Annotated in this window: 18 protein-coding genes; 14 read left to right on the top strand and 4 right to left on the bottom strand. The window is 74.3% G+C overall.

Annotation, left to right across the window (positions count from 1 at the left end; all coding sequences use genetic code 11):
- Positions 1-120: 120 nt before the first annotated feature.
- The 4 genes from PP1_RS05790 (at position 121) to PP1_RS05775 (ending at position 2,283) form a co-directional block, all read left to right on the top strand.
- Positions 121-627, top strand: a complete 507-nt coding sequence (locus PP1_RS05790; protein ID WP_139324083.1) for a DUF3558 family protein — start codon at positions 121-123, stop codon at positions 625-627.
- Between the two features lie 125 nt (positions 628-752).
- A complete protein-coding gene (locus PP1_RS05785; RefSeq protein WP_010224564.1) occupies positions 753-1,079 on the top strand; it encodes a PE domain-containing protein in 327 nt (108 codons plus the stop codon).
- Positions 1,080-1,309: 230 nt separating this feature from the next.
- Positions 1,310-1,834: a DUF3558 family protein gene (locus PP1_RS05780; protein ID WP_227012644.1), complete on the top strand. Its 525-nt coding sequence runs from the start codon at positions 1,310-1,312 to the stop codon at positions 1,832-1,834.
- A 74-nt stretch (positions 1,835-1,908) separates the two neighbouring features.
- On the top strand, positions 1,909-2,283 hold the full coding sequence (locus PP1_RS05775; protein WP_029239185.1) for a PE domain-containing protein: 375 nt from the start codon (positions 1,909-1,911) through the stop codon (positions 2,281-2,283).
- Here PP1_RS05775 and PP1_RS05770 read toward each other — a convergent pair.
- On the bottom strand, positions 2,276-2,971 hold the full coding sequence (locus PP1_RS05770; protein WP_029239186.1) for an SDR family NAD(P)-dependent oxidoreductase: 696 nt from the start codon (positions 2,969-2,971) through the stop codon (positions 2,276-2,278). The genes PP1_RS05775 and PP1_RS05770 overlap by 8 nt on opposite strands.
- A gap of 104 nt (positions 2,972-3,075) precedes the next feature.
- Here PP1_RS05770 and priA point away from each other — a divergent pair, with 104 nt between their 5' ends.
- Genes priA through hisI form a run of 3 tightly spaced genes read left to right on the top strand, consistent with a single transcriptional unit; the run spans position 3,076 to position 4,957 of the window.
- Positions 3,076-3,825 carry a bifunctional 1-(5-phosphoribosyl)-5-((5-phosphoribosylamino)methylideneamino)imidazole-4-carboxamide isomerase/phosphoribosylanthranilate isomerase PriA gene (gene priA, locus PP1_RS05765; protein WP_010224568.1) on the top strand — a complete coding sequence of 250 codons (750 nt, stop codon included), beginning with the start codon at positions 3,076-3,078 and terminating at the stop codon, positions 3,823-3,825.
- Complete coding sequence (gene hisF / locus PP1_RS05760) at positions 3,825-4,598, top strand: imidazole glycerol phosphate synthase subunit HisF (protein WP_010224569.1); 774 nt, start codon at positions 3,825-3,827, stop codon at positions 4,596-4,598. Before priA ends, hisF begins: the two co-directional genes overlap by 1 nt.
- Positions 4,595-4,957 (top strand): phosphoribosyl-AMP cyclohydrolase, encoded by a 363-nt coding sequence (gene hisI / locus PP1_RS05755; RefSeq protein WP_010224570.1) that lies wholly within the window; start codon positions 4,595-4,597, stop codon positions 4,955-4,957. Before hisF ends, hisI begins: the two co-directional genes overlap by 4 nt.
- A 29-nt stretch (positions 4,958-4,986) precedes the next feature.
- Here the strand turns inward: hisI and PP1_RS05750 are convergent, their stop codons facing one another.
- Positions 4,987-5,916: an oxygenase MpaB family protein gene (locus PP1_RS05750; RefSeq protein WP_010224571.1), complete on the bottom strand. Its 930-nt coding sequence runs from the start codon at positions 5,914-5,916 to the stop codon at positions 4,987-4,989.
- Positions 5,917-6,084: 168 nt separating this feature from the next.
- Between PP1_RS05750 and PP1_RS05745 the strand changes: the two genes are divergently transcribed.
- Positions 6,085-6,738: a LuxR C-terminal-related transcriptional regulator gene (locus PP1_RS05745; RefSeq protein ID WP_075314127.1), complete on the top strand. Its 654-nt coding sequence runs from the start codon at positions 6,085-6,087 to the stop codon at positions 6,736-6,738.
- Here the strand turns inward: PP1_RS05745 and PP1_RS05740 are convergent.
- Positions 6,696-7,334: a TetR/AcrR family transcriptional regulator gene (locus tag PP1_RS05740; protein ID WP_010239792.1), complete on the bottom strand. Its 639-nt coding sequence runs from the start codon at positions 7,332-7,334 to the stop codon at positions 6,696-6,698. The two genes, PP1_RS05745 and PP1_RS05740, sit on opposite strands and share 43 nt — an antisense overlap.
- 55 nt (positions 7,335-7,389) lie before the next feature.
- On the opposite strand from PP1_RS05740, the gene PP1_RS05735 reads away from it, so the two are divergent.
- The 5 genes from PP1_RS05735 (at position 7,390) to PP1_RS05715 (ending at position 12,081) form a co-directional block, all read left to right on the top strand.
- Positions 7,390-8,976 (top strand): anthranilate synthase component I, encoded by a 1,587-nt coding sequence (locus PP1_RS05735; protein WP_029239856.1) that lies wholly within the window; start codon positions 7,390-7,392, stop codon positions 8,974-8,976.
- Positions 8,973-9,599 carry a Trp biosynthesis-associated membrane protein gene (locus PP1_RS05730; RefSeq protein ID WP_029239857.1) on the top strand — a complete coding sequence of 209 codons (627 nt, stop codon included), beginning with the start codon at positions 8,973-8,975 and terminating at the stop codon, positions 9,597-9,599. Before PP1_RS05735 ends, PP1_RS05730 begins: the two co-directional genes overlap by 4 nt.
- A gap of 85 nt (positions 9,600-9,684) precedes the next feature.
- Positions 9,685-10,497 (top strand): indole-3-glycerol phosphate synthase TrpC, encoded by an 813-nt coding sequence (trpC, locus tag PP1_RS05725; protein ID WP_029239858.1) that lies wholly within the window; start codon positions 9,685-9,687, stop codon positions 10,495-10,497.
- Between the two features lie 4 nt (positions 10,498-10,501).
- Complete coding sequence (lgt, locus tag PP1_RS05720) at positions 10,502-11,437, top strand: prolipoprotein diacylglyceryl transferase (RefSeq protein WP_010239801.1); 936 nt, start codon at positions 10,502-10,504, stop codon at positions 11,435-11,437.
- Positions 11,434-12,081 carry a DUF2461 domain-containing protein gene (locus PP1_RS05715; protein ID WP_010239804.1) on the top strand — a complete coding sequence of 216 codons (648 nt, stop codon included), beginning with the start codon at positions 11,434-11,436 and terminating at the stop codon, positions 12,079-12,081. Before lgt ends, PP1_RS05715 begins: the two co-directional genes overlap by 4 nt.
- 437 nt (positions 12,082-12,518) lie before the next feature.
- Here the strand turns inward: PP1_RS05715 and PP1_RS05710 are convergent, their stop codons facing one another.
- Positions 12,519-12,875 (bottom strand): VanZ family protein, encoded by a 357-nt coding sequence (locus PP1_RS05710; protein WP_033200367.1) that lies wholly within the window; start codon positions 12,873-12,875, stop codon positions 12,519-12,521.
- A gap of 94 nt (positions 12,876-12,969) precedes the next feature.
- Here PP1_RS05710 and pyk point away from each other — a divergent pair, with 94 nt between their 5' ends.
- Positions 12,970-14,394, top strand: coding sequence for a pyruvate kinase (pyk, locus tag PP1_RS05705; RefSeq protein ID WP_010239810.1), 1,425 nt, complete (start codon positions 12,970-12,972; stop codon positions 14,392-14,394).
- Positions 14,395-14,409 lie beyond the last annotated feature (15 nt).

Here is a 14,409-nt window from a genome sequence, read left to right as displayed (position 1 = left end):
GGCTGAACCGGCCGTGACACGGGGACGAGCTGGCTACGCTCAGCCGACACCCGCCCGGGAGGATCCGTGCCGCCACCCCGTTCGCGACCGGTCGTCGCCGTCGTCCTGGCCGTGGCAGTGATGGTCGTGGGGTGCAGTTCCGGTCCGGCCGGCCCGCCGGATCCGTTCCCGCCCCGTCCGGTGGACATCGCCATCGAGCGGTTGGATCCGTGCGCCCTGTTGAGCGACACGACTCGATCCGAGCTGCAGATGGGTGGCGCGCGTGCCGGCACAGCGCCGGTGAGGGGCGTCTCGACGCAGGTGTGCGGCTGGTCGAGCATCCGCACGGGATACGACTACAGCGTGCAGTTCCTCCCCGAGGACGCCGCCGACGCGGTCGGAGCGCCCGGGACCCGGGTCGGGGTCGTCGAGGGGTACGGGTCGGTCCGGGTGATCGACCGGGTCGGCTCCTACCCGTTGTGCGAGATCGTCGTCGACGTCGGTGAGGCACGGGCGATTCGAGCTCGCGCCGCTGCGATCACGCGGGAAACGGACGGATCGCCTCGCCCCGCCGACGAGGTGTGCCGCAGGGCGGAGACGGTCGCGGCCGACGCACTGCGCACCGCCGTCCGCGGCCGGACCGGCTGACAGGAGGTCGTTCGCGATCGAGAACCGTCACCGTCATCGTCCTGTGGGTGGACGCGACGGTTCCTACGGTCCCGCCCATGATGATTGCTGCGAACAGTCCACGGGGAACGGCATCGGACAGTCTGATGACGCAGGTCGGTCCCGAGAACGTCCTGGCGGTACACGCCATTCTGGCCGCGCAGGCCGAGGCGATGAACGCCGCCCTGAGCGCCGCCGACTGGATGCGGGACATCCCGCGGTGCGGCGACGACCCCGTGTCGATCGACGCCAAGGCCGCGTTCCAGCCGAAGATCGACCGGATACTCCAGGTGCATCGCGCCCACCTCGACGAAGTGACCGAAGCGGTCGACCGGCTCCGCGAGGCGGCATTGCAGTACCGGTACACCGACGACGACATCGCCGCCGCGCTGATCCCCGCCCGCGAGAAGTTCGGCCTCCCCGCGCTCGGCTGAGTACACACCTGGCCGGCCCGCCCGACCGCACGACGACAGAGCGTGTGCCCGGTGCCTCGGCTGCCCGGGGGCGAAGACGTGGCCGCTCCCACGTGTCGCTCTCCGCTTCGTGGACCGGTCGCCCTGATCAGGCTCCTCCGGGAGGAGGCGGTCGCTAGTCTCGCCGGACGCGCCCGACTGGAGGATCCGTGGCCCGTTCGCATGCCCGTCCACGTCGGATGATCGCCCTGATGGTCGCGACGGCCGCGACGGTGGCCGGCTGCAGCTCTGCCCCGGCGGCTCCGCCCGATCCGTTCCCGCCCCGGCCGGCGGAGATCGACATCGAGCGCCTGGACCCGTGCGCTCTGGTGGGGGCCCGCGCTCGTGCCGACCTCCGAGTGGGGACGGGCAGGCCGGCGACCGCCGTGTCGAGTGGGACGACGACGCGTGCGTGCGGCTGGGGCAGCCTGGACACCCCGTTCGACTACAGCGTCCAGCTGATCCCGCAGGACGCGGCGGATGCCGTGGGTGCCCCCGGAGCGGTCGTCGGCACGATCGCGGGATACGGGACGGTCCGGATCGTGGAGCGTGAGGCCACCTATCCGCTCTGCGAGATCCTCGTCGACGTCGGGGAGGCGCAGCTGATGCGGATCCAGGTGCAGACCGTCGAACGGCAGCGGGGCTCGGGCGCGCCGTACCCGGTCGACCAGGTCTGTGCGCAGGCGGACGCCGCCGCGACCGAGGCACTGGAGAGCGCGCGCCGGAGGGTCTCCTGACATCGGGTTCGCTCGTGCGAACCGGGCTGTGGAGAACCGCGTGGGCGGGATCGTCGGCTCCTACCGTTCCGGGCGTGACGATCGCAGCGAACTCACCCCGCGGAACCGCCTCGGACAGCCTGATGGTGCAGGTCGACGCCCACAACGTCCTGGCGGTGCACGCACTGCTCGCCGCGCAGGCGGAGGCGATGATGGCCGCCCTCCGGGACGCGAACGGGTTGCGCGCCATCCCGCGGTGCGGTGACGACGTCGTGTCCGTCGACGCACAGGCCGTGTTCCAAGCGAAGATCGACTCCATTCTCGACATCCACCAGGCGCACGCCGACGAGGTCCGCGAGGCCGCCGACCGGCTCCGGGAGGCGGCGTTGCAGTACGAGTACACCGACGACGACATCGCCGCTGCGCTCGTTCCCGCCCGCGAACGGCTCGGGCTGCCGGCGCTCAGCTGACCGCGTACTCCCCGCTCCGCAGGTCGAACGTGACGGCCCGCCGGTCGTCGCGCAGCGCGTCGAGCACGTGCCCGACGAGAGCGCCGACGTCCGAGCCCGCGCTGATGCCGGTCGGCAGGGTCCCCGCCACGGCCCGGTCGGCCAGGCCGGTCTCGATGTGCGGTGGGCGGACGTCGAGGACCCGCACGCCCTGCCGTCGCGCGGCCGGGCGGGTCGCGGTCAGCCACGCCGAGAGCGCCGCCTTGGACGCCGAGTAGGTCGCCATCCCGGGCGTCGGGACGTCGGCGAGGATCGCGGAGATCATCGCGACGGTGCCGCCGCCGTCGTCCTTCGGCGGGAACCGGCGCAGCGCGGCCCGGCCCAGCGTCATCGGGGCCTGCGCGTTCACCGTCAGGAGGTGCTCGGTGACCACGTCGGTCTCGGCCTCGTCACCGAACCCCGCCACCCCGATCGCGACGACCAGCAGGTCCAGCCCGCCGAGCGCGTCCGCCGCCTCGTCGACGACGGCGGCGCACCGCTCCAGGTCCAGCGCGTCGAGGGTGAAGGTCGGCTCGTCGCCCTGCCCGGCCGGTGCGGACCGGCCCGCCAGTGCGAGCGTCGCGCCGGCGTCGCGCAGGGCGTCGGTCAGCGCCGCACCGAGCACCCCCGTCGCACCGACGACCAGCGTGCGTGCCCCGGAGAGATCCATGCCGGCGACGGTAGGGCCGCCGGCACCGGGTCGCGCGCCGAGTTCGACGACGCCGTCCCCGGCCACCCCCGGGCCGTGGGGCGGCCCTGGATACCCTTGGCCCCGTGAGCTTCACGTTGCTTCCCGCGGTGGACGTCGTCGACGGCCAGGCCGTCCGGCTGGTGCAGGGCGAGGCCGGCACCGAGACCGGTTACGGCTCGCCCCTGGAGGCCGCCCTGACCTGGCAGCGCGGCGGCGCCGAGTGGGTGCACCTGGTCGATCTCGACGCGGCGTTCGGGCGGGGCTCGAACGCCGAGCTGCTCGCCGAGGTCGTCGGCACGCTGGACCTGTCCGTCGAGCTGTCGGGCGGCATCCGCGACGACGAGTCCCTCGAGCGCGCGCTGTCGACCGGCGCCGCCCGGCTCAACCTCGGCACGGCCGCGCTGGAGAACCCGGAGTGGTGCCGGCGTGTCCTCGCCGAGCACGGCGACCGGATCGCGATCGGGCTCGACGTCAAGATGATCGACGGGCGGCGCCGGGTCGCCGGCCGCGGCTGGACCACCGACGGCGGTGACCTCTGGGAGGCCCTGGAGCGGCTCGACCGCGACGGTGCGGCCCGCTACGTCGTCACCGACGTCTCCAAGGACGGCACGCTGCAGGGCCCGAACGTCGACCTGCTCACCGAGGTCGCGAAGGCGACTACGGCGCCGGTCGTCGCGTCGGGCGGGATCGCCGAGGTGGCCGACCTGGTCCGGCTCGCCGAGGTCGCCGCGACCGGCGTGAACATCGAGGGCTCGATCATCGGGAAGGCGCTCTACGCCGGCCGGTTCACCCTGCCGGAGGCGCTGGAGGCCGTCCGGAAGGTGGGTGCCTGATGGGCGTCGCGGTCCGCGTCATCCCCTGCCTGGACGTCGACGCCGGGCGCGTGGTGAAGGGCGTCAACTTCAAGGAGCTCCGCGACGCGGGCGACCCGGTCGAGATGGCCCGCGTCTATGACGCGGAGGGCGCCGACGAGCTGACCTTCCTCGACGTCACGGCGTCGTCGTCGGACCGCGGGACGATGATCGACGTCGTCCGGCGCACGGCCGAGCAGGTGTTCATCCCGCTGACCGTCGGCGGCGGCATCCGCACCCCCGACGACGTCGACCGGATGCTCCGCGCCGGTGCCGACAAGGTCGGTGTGAACACCGCGGCGATCGCCCGGCCGGAGCTGCTGCACGAGATGTCGCGGCGGTTCGGCTCGCAGTGCATCGTGTTGTCCGTCGACGCCCGCCGGGTCCCGGAGGGCGGGCAGCCGCAGCCGTCGGGCTGGGAGGTCACCACGCACGGCGGCCGACGTTCCGCGGGGATCGACGCCGTCGAGTGGGCCGAGCGCGGCCAGGAGCTGGGCGTCGGCGAGATCCTGCTCAACTCGATGGACGCGGACGGCACCCGCGCCGGGTTCGACCTGGAGATGATCGAGGCCGTCCGGAAGGTGGTCGACGTCCCGGTGATCGCCTCCGGCGGTGCGGGCGCGGTCGAGCACTTCACCCCGGCCGTCCGCGCCGGCGCCGACGCCGTGCTCGCGGCCAGCGTGTTCCACTTCGGACAGCTGCGGATCGGCGAGGTCAAGGACGCGATGCGCGACGGGGGAGTGGAGGTCCGATGAGCACGCGGGTCACCGAGTCGGCGCTGGACCCTGCGGTCGCCGCCCGGCTCAAGCGCGACGCCGACGGCCTGGTCTGCGCGGTCGTCCAGTCGCGGGCCGGTGAGGTGCTGATGGTCGGCTGGATGGACGACGAGGCGCTGCACCGCACGCTGACCACCGGCCGCGGCACCTACTGGTCCCGGTCCCGGCAGGAGTACTGGGTCAAGGGCGACACGTCGGGACACGTGCAGCACGTGCACGAGGTGCGGCTGGACTGCGACGGCGACGCCGTGCTCGTCGTCGTCGACCAGGAGGGCCCGGCCTGCCACACCGGCACCCGGACCTGCTTCGACACCGACGTCCTGCTCGCCGCCGAGTAGCGGAGCAGCGGAGTAGCGGAGAGCAGCGGCTACGGGTGCACCGGCGGCATCGGGGGCACCGGTGGCGCCGGTTCCGGGGGCGCGCTCGTCACCCAGCGGATCCCCGCGGTGATCAGCGTCCCGCCGGCCCGGACGACGGTCGCCTCGGTGACCGGCAGCCACGGCAGCCGCAGCGGCATCCGCGCCCAGCGCGGCAGCAGGCCCACCGACGCGGCCGCCAGCACGCCGTAGGGCACCCGCGCGGTCAGCGGCAGCGGCGGTTCCAGGAGCAGGAACCGGGCGGCGTCGCGGGCCTCCGGGGTGCCGCGCAGCTCCGGCCGGTACCCCTCGATCTGTGCGGCCAGCTCCGCGGCCGTCTCCGGCGGGTCCGGCACGCCCAGCGCGCGGGCGACGCGTGCGGTGTCGGCGACGTAGCGGTCCCGGCCCGCCGCGTCGAGGGGCTCGCTGCCGTAGCGGTCGTGCGCGGTGAGGAAGCTGTCGATCTCGGCGACGTGCACCCAGCGCAGCAGGTGCGGGTCCGACGCCGAGTAGGGGCGCCCGTCCGGCGCCGTCCCCTGCACGTACCCGTGCGCGTGCCGGATCCTCGCGATGACGCGCTCGGCCTCCTCGGCCGGGCCGAACGTCGTCGCGGCCAGGAAGTACGACGTCCGCTGCAGCCGTCCCCACGGGTCGCCGCGGAACCCCGAGTGCCCCGCGACGCCGGCCATGGCGAGCGGGTGCAGCGACTGCAGCAGCAGCGCGCGCAGCCCGCCGACGAACATCGACGCGTCGCCGTGCACCCGGCGGATCGGGGCGTCGTCGTCGAACCAGCGGGGGCCGTCGGCGCCGAGGATCCGGGCCCGGCGGCCGGAGCCCTCGTCGCCGGCGACCCGGGAGAACACCGCCGAGCCGACCCGGGACCGCAGGGCCGCGAGCCGGTCGGTGACGGCGCCGGGCAGCAGCGCGACGGGATCGGTCATCACCTCAGTGTGCGGGCGGCGCCGGGACCCGGCCACCGCGCCGCCGGGCGGCCGCCTCCGGCTGCGCCGACCGGGCCACGGTGGGCACGGGACCGGCGCGGCGCGACCCGGAACGGCCGCGACCTGGGGTAGGACGGTCCCCGGGACGGCCGGGCCGAGGGGAGCGACATGACCGTCGGGGTGCTGCTGGTGGACGACGACGCGGTCCGCGCCGGCCTGCGCGCCGTGGTCGCCGCCGAGCCGGACCTCACCGTCCTCGGCGAGACCGCCCGGGGTGCCGAGGCACCCGGGCTGGTCGCCTGGCTGCGCCCCGACGTCGTCCTCGCCGGGGTGCGGCTGCACACCACCGGCGACCTCACCGTCACCCGGGACCTGCTCGCCCGGCCGGACCCGCCGCGCGTGCTGGTGCTGACGACGTTCGGCCACGACCGCCGGGTGTACGATGCGCTCTGTGCGGGGGCGTCCGGGTTCCTGCTCCGGCGCACCCCGTCCCGCGACGTCGCCCGCGCCGTGCGGACCGTCGCGGCGGGGGAGGCGCTGCTGTTCCCCGCCGCCGTCCGCGAGCTGGTCGCCGGGTTCGCGCCCGCCGGCGGGGACCGGCTGGCCGGGGCGGGGCTGACCGCCCGCGAGGGCGAGGTGCTGCGACTGGCGGCGCGGGGGCTGTCCGACGCCGAGATCGCCGACGAGCTGCGCCTCGACGTGCCGACGGTGACGGCGGACGTCGCGGCGGTGCTCGCCAAGACCGGCGCACGGCACCGGACGCAGGCCGTCGTGACCGCCTACGCCTCCGGGTTCGTCGACCCCAGGTTCCCGGTCAGGTAGCGCTGCACGGTCGGGCCGATCGACGCGACGAGCTCCTCCCGGGAGGCCGACGCCAGCGGTTCCAGCCGCACCACGTACCGCATCATCCCCAGCCCGATCAGCTGCGACGCGACCAGCGCACCCCGCTCCGCGCGCCGGTCCGGCGACACCCGCTCCGTCACCGGCCGCAGGATCACCCGGGTCACGAACTCGCGCAGCATCCGGGCGGCGAACTCGTGCCCGGCGACGCTCCGCAGCAGCGCGGCCATCGCACCACCGTCGCCGGCGGCGTCCCACACGGAGAGGAAGCCGCCGACCACCCGCTCGCCGACGTCCCGCGGGTCGCCGCCGAGCACCTCGGCCCGCACCCGGGCCGGGTCGATCTCCAGCTCCAGGGTCGCGACGAACAGCTGGTCCTTGCCGCCGAACCAGTGGTTGACCATCGCCGCGTCCACCCCGGCGCGCTCCGCGATCCGGCGGACGGTGGCGCCCTCGTAGCCGCGTTCGGCGAACTCGGCGCGACCCGCCGCGAGCAGCGCGGCCCGGGTGTCGGTGCCGCCCGAACGACGCCCGCGGCGCCGCCGGGGCTGCTCGGCGTCGGCCTGGGAGGCGGTCATGACCCCATCTTCACCCGCCCGACCGTGCCCGTCACGGTGGGGGACAATGCTCGCCATGACCGCTGTGCCCGGCACCACGACCGTCCTCTCGGCCGCAGCGTTGGGAGCGGTGAGCCCGAGCCGCGAGGAGTTCCGCGAGCTCGCCCGCGCGCACCGGGTGATCCCGGTGACCCGGCGCCTGCTGGCCGACGACGAGACCCCGGTCGGCGTCTACCGCAAGCTGGCCGACGGCCGGGCCGGCACCTTCCTGCTGGAGTCCGCGGAGAACGGCCGGTCCTGGTCGCGCTGGTCGTTCGTCGGGGCGCGCAGCGCCGCCGCGCTGACCGCCGTCGACGGCGAGCTGCGCTGGACCGGTGAGGTGCCCGACGGCCTGCCCACCAGCGGCGACCCGCTCGACGCGCTGCGCACCGTCGTCACCGAGCTGCACTCCGAGCCGCTGCCCGGCCTGCCCCCGCTGACCGGCGGGATGGTCGGCTACCTGGGCTACGACGTCGTCCGCCGGGTGGAGCGGATCGCCGACCCGGACGACCCGGCCGTCGACGACCTGCAGCTCCCGGAGCTCGTGATGCTGCTGGCCACCGACCTGGCCGCGCTCGACCACCACGAGGGCACGGTCACCCTCATCGCGAACGCGATCAACTGGGACGCCTCGGACGAGCGCGTCGACCAGGCCTACGACGACGCCGTCGCCCGGCTGGACCGGATGACCGGCGAGCTGGGGGCCGCGGCGCCGTCGTCGGTGGCGGTGTACCGGCCGGGCGAGCCGCAGTTCCTCCGCCGCCGCACCCCGGCCGAGCACCACGCCGCGATCGAGGACGCGAAGGAGCAGATCCGGGCGGGCGAGGCCTTCCAGATCGTGCTCTCGCAGCGCTTCGAGATGGAGTGCGACGCCGACCCGCTCGAGGTCTACCGGGTCCTCCGCACCACGAACCCGAGCCCGTACATGTACCTGCTCAGCCTGGAGGACGCTGCGGGCGGGCCGCCGTTCTCGATCGTCGGGTCCAGCCCGGAGGCCCTGGTCAGCGTGCTCGACGGCCGCGCGACGACGCACCCGATCGCCGGTACCCGGTGGCGCGGCGCGACCGACGAGGAGGACGAGCTGCTCGAGAAGGAGCTCCGCGGCGACGAGAAGGAGCGCGCGGAGCACCTGATGCTCGTCGACCTCGGCCGCAACGACCTGGGCCGGGTCTGCGAGCCGGGCACCGTCACCGTCCGGAACTTCTTCGAGATCGAGCGCTACAGCCACGTCATGCACCTGGTCTCGACGGTCACGGGGCTGCTGCGCGGCGGACGTACGGCGTTCGACGCCGTCGTCGCCTGCTTCCCGGCGGGCACCCTGTCCGGCGCGCCGAAGGTCCGGGCGATGCAGGTCATCGACCGGCTGGAGCCGACCCGCCGCGGCCAGTACGGCGGCATCGTCGGCTACCTGGACTTCGCCGGGAACGCCGACACCGCGATCGCCATCCGCACCGCGATGATCCGCAACGGGACGGCCTACGTGCAGGCCGGCGGCGGGATCGTCGCCGACTCCGACCCGGCCGCCGAGGACACCGAGTGCCTCAACAAGGCCAGGGCGGTGCTGTCGGCCGTCGCGGCCGCGGGCTCCCTGCGGCCGCCCGAGACGAACGGGTCCACCCCGTGACGGCCGCCGCCCCGGAACGCACCGATCGGCGGGCCCTCGGGCTCGTGGTCCTCGGCCTGCTGGCCGGGGCCGCGGCGCTGTGGGGATCCGGATCGGCGGCCTGGTTCGGCGTGGCGGTGCCGACGGGGACCCGCGGCACCGTCGAGGCGACCGCGACCGGGGCGCAGCTGCAGCCGGCGGTGACGGCGGTCGCGGCGTTGCTGCTGGCGGCGGTCGCCGCGCTGGTGGCCCTGTCCGGCATCGCGCGCCGACTGCTGGGCGTGCTCGTCGGGCTGGCGGCGATCGCCGCCGTCGGGCTGACGGTGCGGCTGCTCGTCGTCCCGCCGACGGCGGCCGAGCTCGCCTCGGCCCGGTCCGGGCTCACCGCGCCGAACGCGCCGGGCGGGATGGGCGCGGTGACGGCGACCCCGTGGCCGTGGCTCGCCGTCGCGGGTGGTGTGCTCGCGCTCGGGGCGGCCGTGCTCCTGGTGGTCCGGGAACCCCGGCTGCCGCGGCTCGGTGCGCGCTACTCCGCTCCCGGGGCACGGGAGCGGGCGACGGAGTCGGACCCGGACCGCGCGGCCTGGGAACGGCTGGACGCGGGCGGCGACCCGACGGTGGGGCCGCGTGAGGGGGAGAACTAGCATGGCGCCGACGACGGACGACGCGCGAGGTGGAGAAGGAGTCGACACGGTGGGCACGGGACAGCACGACGGAGCCGGCGGCGGTGTGCCGAGCGTCCTGGAATCCATCGTGGAGGGTGTCCGGGAGGACCTCGCCGAGCGGGAGAAGGCGGTCGATCTCGAGGAGATCAAGCGCCGGGCCGCGGCCGCGCCGCCTCCCCGGGACGCGATGGCCGCGCTGCGCGAGCCCGGTGTCGGCGTCATCGCCGAGGTGAAGCGGGCGAGCCCGTCCAAGGGGTCGCTGGCCGACATCCCGGACCCGGCCGACCTGGCGGAGACCTACGCCGACGGCGGCGCCCGCGTGATCAGCGTGCTCACCGAGCAGCGCCGGTTCGGCGGCTCGCTCGCCGACTTCGACGCCGTCCGTGCGCGGGTCGACGTCCCGCTGCTGCGCAAGGACTTCATCGTCACGCCGTACCAGGTGCACGAGGCCCGCGCGCACGGCGCGGACGTCGTGCTGCTGATCGTCGCCGCGCTGGAGCAGCCGGTGCTGGACTCGCTGCTCGACCGGGTCGAGTCGCTCGGGATGACCCCGCTCGTCGAGGTGCACACCGAGGAGGAGTGCGACCGCGCGCTGGAGGCCGGTGCGACGCTGATCGGCGTCAACTCGCGCAACCTGCACACCCTCGAGGTGAACCGCTCGGTGTTCGGCGAGATCGCGCCCGGACTGCCCTCCAACGTGATCAAGGTGGCCGAGTCCGGTGTCCGCGGCCCCGGTGACCTGCTCACCTACGCCGGCTGGGGCGCCGACGCGGTGCTCGTCGGCGAGGGCCTGGTGACCAGCGGCGATCCCGCCTCCGCGGTCCGCGGCCTTGTCGCCGCGGGGTTCCACCCCTCCTGCAGCCGCACCGGCGCCTGAACCAGTGCTCGCGTCCGCACTCACCCCGGCCGTCACCACCGCGCTCGCCGCCATCCCGAGTCCGGACCGTGGTGTCTGGCACCTCGGCCCGATCCCGATCCGCGCGTACGCGCTCTGCATCGTCGCCGGCATCGCGCTCGCGCTGTGGTGGGGGGAGAAGCGGCTCGTCGCCCGCGGTGGGCGGCCCGGCACGGTCCTCGACGTCGCCGTCTGGGCGGTCCCGTTCGGCCTGGTCGGCGGGCGGCTCTACCACGTCGCGACCGACTGGCAGACGTACTTCGGACCCGGCGGCGACCCGCTCGGCGCGCTGGAGATCTGGAACGGCGGGCTCGGCATCTGGGGCGCCGTCGCGCTCGGTGGTGTCGGTGCGTGGATCGGCTGCCGGCGCCTCGGCGTCCCGCTACCGGTCTTCGCCGACGCCGTCGCGCCCGGCATCGTCGTCGCGCAGGCGGTCGGCCGGCTCGGCAACTGGTTCAACCAGGAGCTCTACGGCGGTCCGACGACGCTGCCGTGGGGGCTGGAGATCTACCGGCGGGTGGATCCGGCGACCGGGCTGGAGGATGCCCTCGGCGGCGTCGCGATCGACCCGACGCCGATCGCGGTCGTCCATCCGACGTTCCTCTACGAGCTGCTGTGGAACCTCGTCGTCGCCGCGGTCGTGGTGTTCGCCGACCGCCGCTTCCGGCTCGGCCACGGCCGCGCGTTCGCCGTCTACGTCGCGGGCTACACGCTGGGCCGGTTCTTCATCGAGCTGATGCGCACCGACCCCGCCACCCGGGTGTTCGGCGACCTGCGGATCAACGTCGTCGTGTCCGCCGTGGTGTTCGTCGGTGCGGTCGCCTACATCGCGTTCGCCCCGAAGGGGCGCGAGGACTTCCGGCAGGCCGACCCGGAACCGGACCCCGACGAGGAGTCCGCGCCCGACCGCACGGAGGCGTGAGCGCCGTGGCCGGTTTCTCCGGCTTCGGCGACGCCGCGGTCGAGTTCTACGACGGCCTGCTCGCCGACAACTCCCGGGCGTACTGGACGGACAACCGCGAGGTCTACGAACGCGACGTCCGCGCCCCGATGCTCGCCCTCCTCGCCGACCTGGAGGACGAGTTCGGCGCCGGGAAGGTCTTCCGCCCGCACCGCGACGTCCGGTTCTCCGCGGACAAGACGCCGTACAAGACGCACTGCGGCGGCTACACCGCACCGTTCTACGTCGAGGTGTCGTCCGAGGGCATGCTCGCCGCGGGTGGCTACTACATGATGGCGCCCGACCAGGTCGCCCGGTTCCGCACGGCGGTGGACGACGAGCGCCGCGGCGAGGATCTCCGCGACCGGCTGGCGGCCGCCGAGAAGGACGGGCTGGCCGTCGGCGGGGAGACCCTCAAGACCCGCCCGCGTGGCACCGACCCCGACCACCCGCGACTGGACCTGCTGCGGCACAAGGGCCTCTTCGTGTCCCGCCGGTGGCCGCCGGACGAGGTCCTGCACGGCCCGCGGGCCAGGGACCGGGTCCGGAAGGTCTGGCGCGCAGCGGGTCCGCTCGCCGAGTGGCTGGCCGACCACGTCGGGCCGAGCGAGCAGCCCCGCCGCTGAGCGGCAGCGGTGCCGGGTCACGGGACTGCCGCGGCCGCCACTGCGCGTTCTGCCCGCCTGTCCTGCCGGTCTGTCCTGCCCGCCGGTGCGCTGCGTGCGTCACTCTGCTGTCCGTGCCGTGCCGTGCCGTGCCGTGCCGTGCCGTAGGTGCAGGTCGCGTCGGCGTGGCCCGCCGGGAGGGGGTGCCCTTCTGGCGAATCGCTTCCTCGGGCAGCGATGTCCGGGAAGGGATCGGTCCTGGGCCCCGGGCCGGGTGTCCGGCGGTGTGCGTGCGATCCCCCCCCCGGGGGTCCTTCTGCGGAATCGCTTCCCCGAGCAGCGATTCCAGGAAAGGGCACCTGCGGATCCGGGCTCGCGCACCGGGGACGGTGTCCGCGGTGGTGTGTCGCCGGGGTCCTCGGGCTCGAACCGCTGACTCAGGCAGCGAGCCGAGCCGCTCAGCCGAGCCGCGACCGGCCGGACCGCTCGCCGGAGCGCAGCCTCGCCGTCCCGACGTACAGGCCGAGTCCGAGCAGGGCGCCGGCGATGTCGGTGAGTCCGTCCAGCACGTCGCCGCTGCGGCCGATCGGCAGCGCGGCCTGCAGCACCTCGGACGCCGCCGCGTACACGACGAGCCCGCCCAGCAGCGGCCACGGACGCAATCCCGCGGTGCGCCCGGTCCAGGCGAGCAGGGCGAAGACGAGCAGGTGCACGATCTTGTCGGTGCCGGGCGGTGCGGTCGGCACCCCGGAGGCCGGGGTGAACAGCACGACCAGGCTGAGCAGGACCGCGAGGACGAACGGCTGGACACGCACGACCCCAGTCTCCTCCACCGGCTCCACCCGACCGGACACCGACTGGCCTTGCGCCGGGAACCTGATCGTTCCAGTACAGCGCTACGCTGGTCCCGTGACACGTCGAACCAAGATCGTTTGCACCATCGGGCCGGCCACCGCGACACCTGACCGGATCCGGGATCTCGTCGACGCCGGGATGGACGTGGCCCGGCTCAACTTCAGCCACGGCGATCGCGAGGACCACAAGCGCGTCTACGACATGGTCCGCGACGCCGCCGACTCCAGCGGTCGCGCCGTCGGCGTCCTGGCCGACCTGCAGGGCCCGAAGATCCGCCTGGGCCGGTTCACCGACGGGCCCACCGAGTGGCGCACGGGCGAGGAGGTGCGGATCACGTGCGACGACGTGGCCGGCACCCACGACCGCGTCTCCACCACCTACAAGGGACTCGCGCAGGACGCGAAGGTCGACGACCGCATGCTCGTCGACGACGGCAAGGTCGGCCTGCGGGTCGTGGCCGTCGAGGGCAACGACGTCGTCTGCCGGGTCACCGAGGGCGGCCCGGTGTCCGACAACAAGGGCCTCTCCCTGCCGGGGATGAACATCTCGGTGCCGGCGCTGTCGGAGAAGGACATCGCCGACCTCGAGTTCGCGATGGCGCTGCGGGCCGACGTCGTCGCGCTGTCGTTCGTGCGCAGCCCCGCCGACATCGAGCTCGTCCACAAGATCATGGACCGCACCGGCTACGGCCGGGTCCCGGTCGTCGCGAAGCTGGAGAAGCCGGAGGCGGTCGACAACCTCGAGGCCGTCGTCCTGGCCTTCGACGGGATCATGGTCGCCCGCGGCGACCTCGGCGTCGAGCTGCCGCTGCAGAACGTCCCGCTGGTGCAGAAGCGCGCGGTGCAGATCGCCCGGGAGAACGCCAAGCCCGTCATCGTGGCCACCCAGATGCTGGACTCGATGATCACCAACTCGCGGCCGACCCGGGCCGAGGCGAGCGACGTGGCGAACGCGGTCCTCGACGGCACCGACGCCGTGATGCTCTCCGGCGAGACGAGCGTCGGCCGGTTCCCGATCAAGACGGTGCGGACGATGGCCGAGATCGTCGAGGCCGTCGAGTCCGGCCCCGCGACCGTGCCGCCGCTGAACCACGTGCCGCGCACCAAGCGGGGCGTGCTGTCGTACGCGGCCCGCGACATCGGCGAGCGGCTCTCGGCGCGTGCGCTGGTCGCGTTCTCGCAGTCCGGTGACACCGTGCGCCGGCTCGCCCGGTTGCACACCCGGCTGCCGCTGCTGGCCTTCACCCCCGAGCCTGCGGTCCGCAGCCAGCTCGCGATGACCTGGGGTGTGGAGACCTTCCTGGTCGACAAGGTGGACTCGACCGACGCCATGGTCCGGCAGGTCGACCACGCGATCCTGTCGATCGGCCGGTTCAAGCCGGGCGACCTCGTCGTGATCGTCGCGGGCTCGCCGCCCGCGACCGTCGGCTCGACCAACCTGATCCGGGTGCACCGCCTGGGCGAGGACGACCTCACCTGATCGCGCATACTCCCG

The organism is Pseudonocardia sp. P1 (assembly GCF_000178675.2).
Classification (GTDB): domain Bacteria; phylum Actinomycetota; class Actinomycetes; order Mycobacteriales; family Pseudonocardiaceae; genus Pseudonocardia.
Note: the sequence above shows the minus strand (reverse complement) of the source record. Positions and strands in the feature narration are given on the sequence as shown.

Excerpts from the sequence above, each read along its gene's own strand:
- PP1_RS05790 (WP_139324083.1), top strand. The coding sequence starts at position 121 with ATGGTCGTGGGGTGCAGTTCCGGTCCGGCCGGCCCGCCGGATCCGTTC.
- PP1_RS05785 (WP_010224564.1), top strand. The coding sequence starts at position 753 with ATGACGCAGGTCGGTCCCGAGAACGTCCTGGCGGTACACGCCATTCTG.
- PP1_RS05780 (WP_227012644.1), top strand. The coding sequence starts at position 1,310 with ATGGTCGCGACGGCCGCGACGGTGGCCGGCTGCAGCTCTGCCCCGGCG.
- PP1_RS05770 (WP_029239186.1), bottom strand. The coding sequence starts at position 2,971 with ATGGATCTCTCCGGGGCACGCACGCTGGTCGTCGGTGCGACGGGGGTG.
- hisF (WP_010224569.1), top strand. The coding sequence starts at position 3,825 with ATGGGCGTCGCGGTCCGCGTCATCCCCTGCCTGGACGTCGACGCCGGG.
- hisI (WP_010224570.1), top strand. The coding sequence starts at position 4,595 with ATGAGCACGCGGGTCACCGAGTCGGCGCTGGACCCTGCGGTCGCCGCC.
- PP1_RS05750 (WP_010224571.1), bottom strand. The coding sequence starts at position 5,916 with ATGACCGATCCCGTCGCGCTGCTGCCCGGCGCCGTCACCGACCGGCTC.
- PP1_RS05745 (WP_075314127.1), top strand. The coding sequence starts at position 6,085 with ATGACCGTCGGGGTGCTGCTGGTGGACGACGACGCGGTCCGCGCCGGC.
- PP1_RS05740 (WP_010239792.1), bottom strand. The coding sequence starts at position 7,334 with ATGACCGCCTCCCAGGCCGACGCCGAGCAGCCCCGGCGGCGCCGCGGG.
- PP1_RS05735 (WP_029239856.1), top strand. The coding sequence starts at position 7,390 with ATGACCGCTGTGCCCGGCACCACGACCGTCCTCTCGGCCGCAGCGTTG.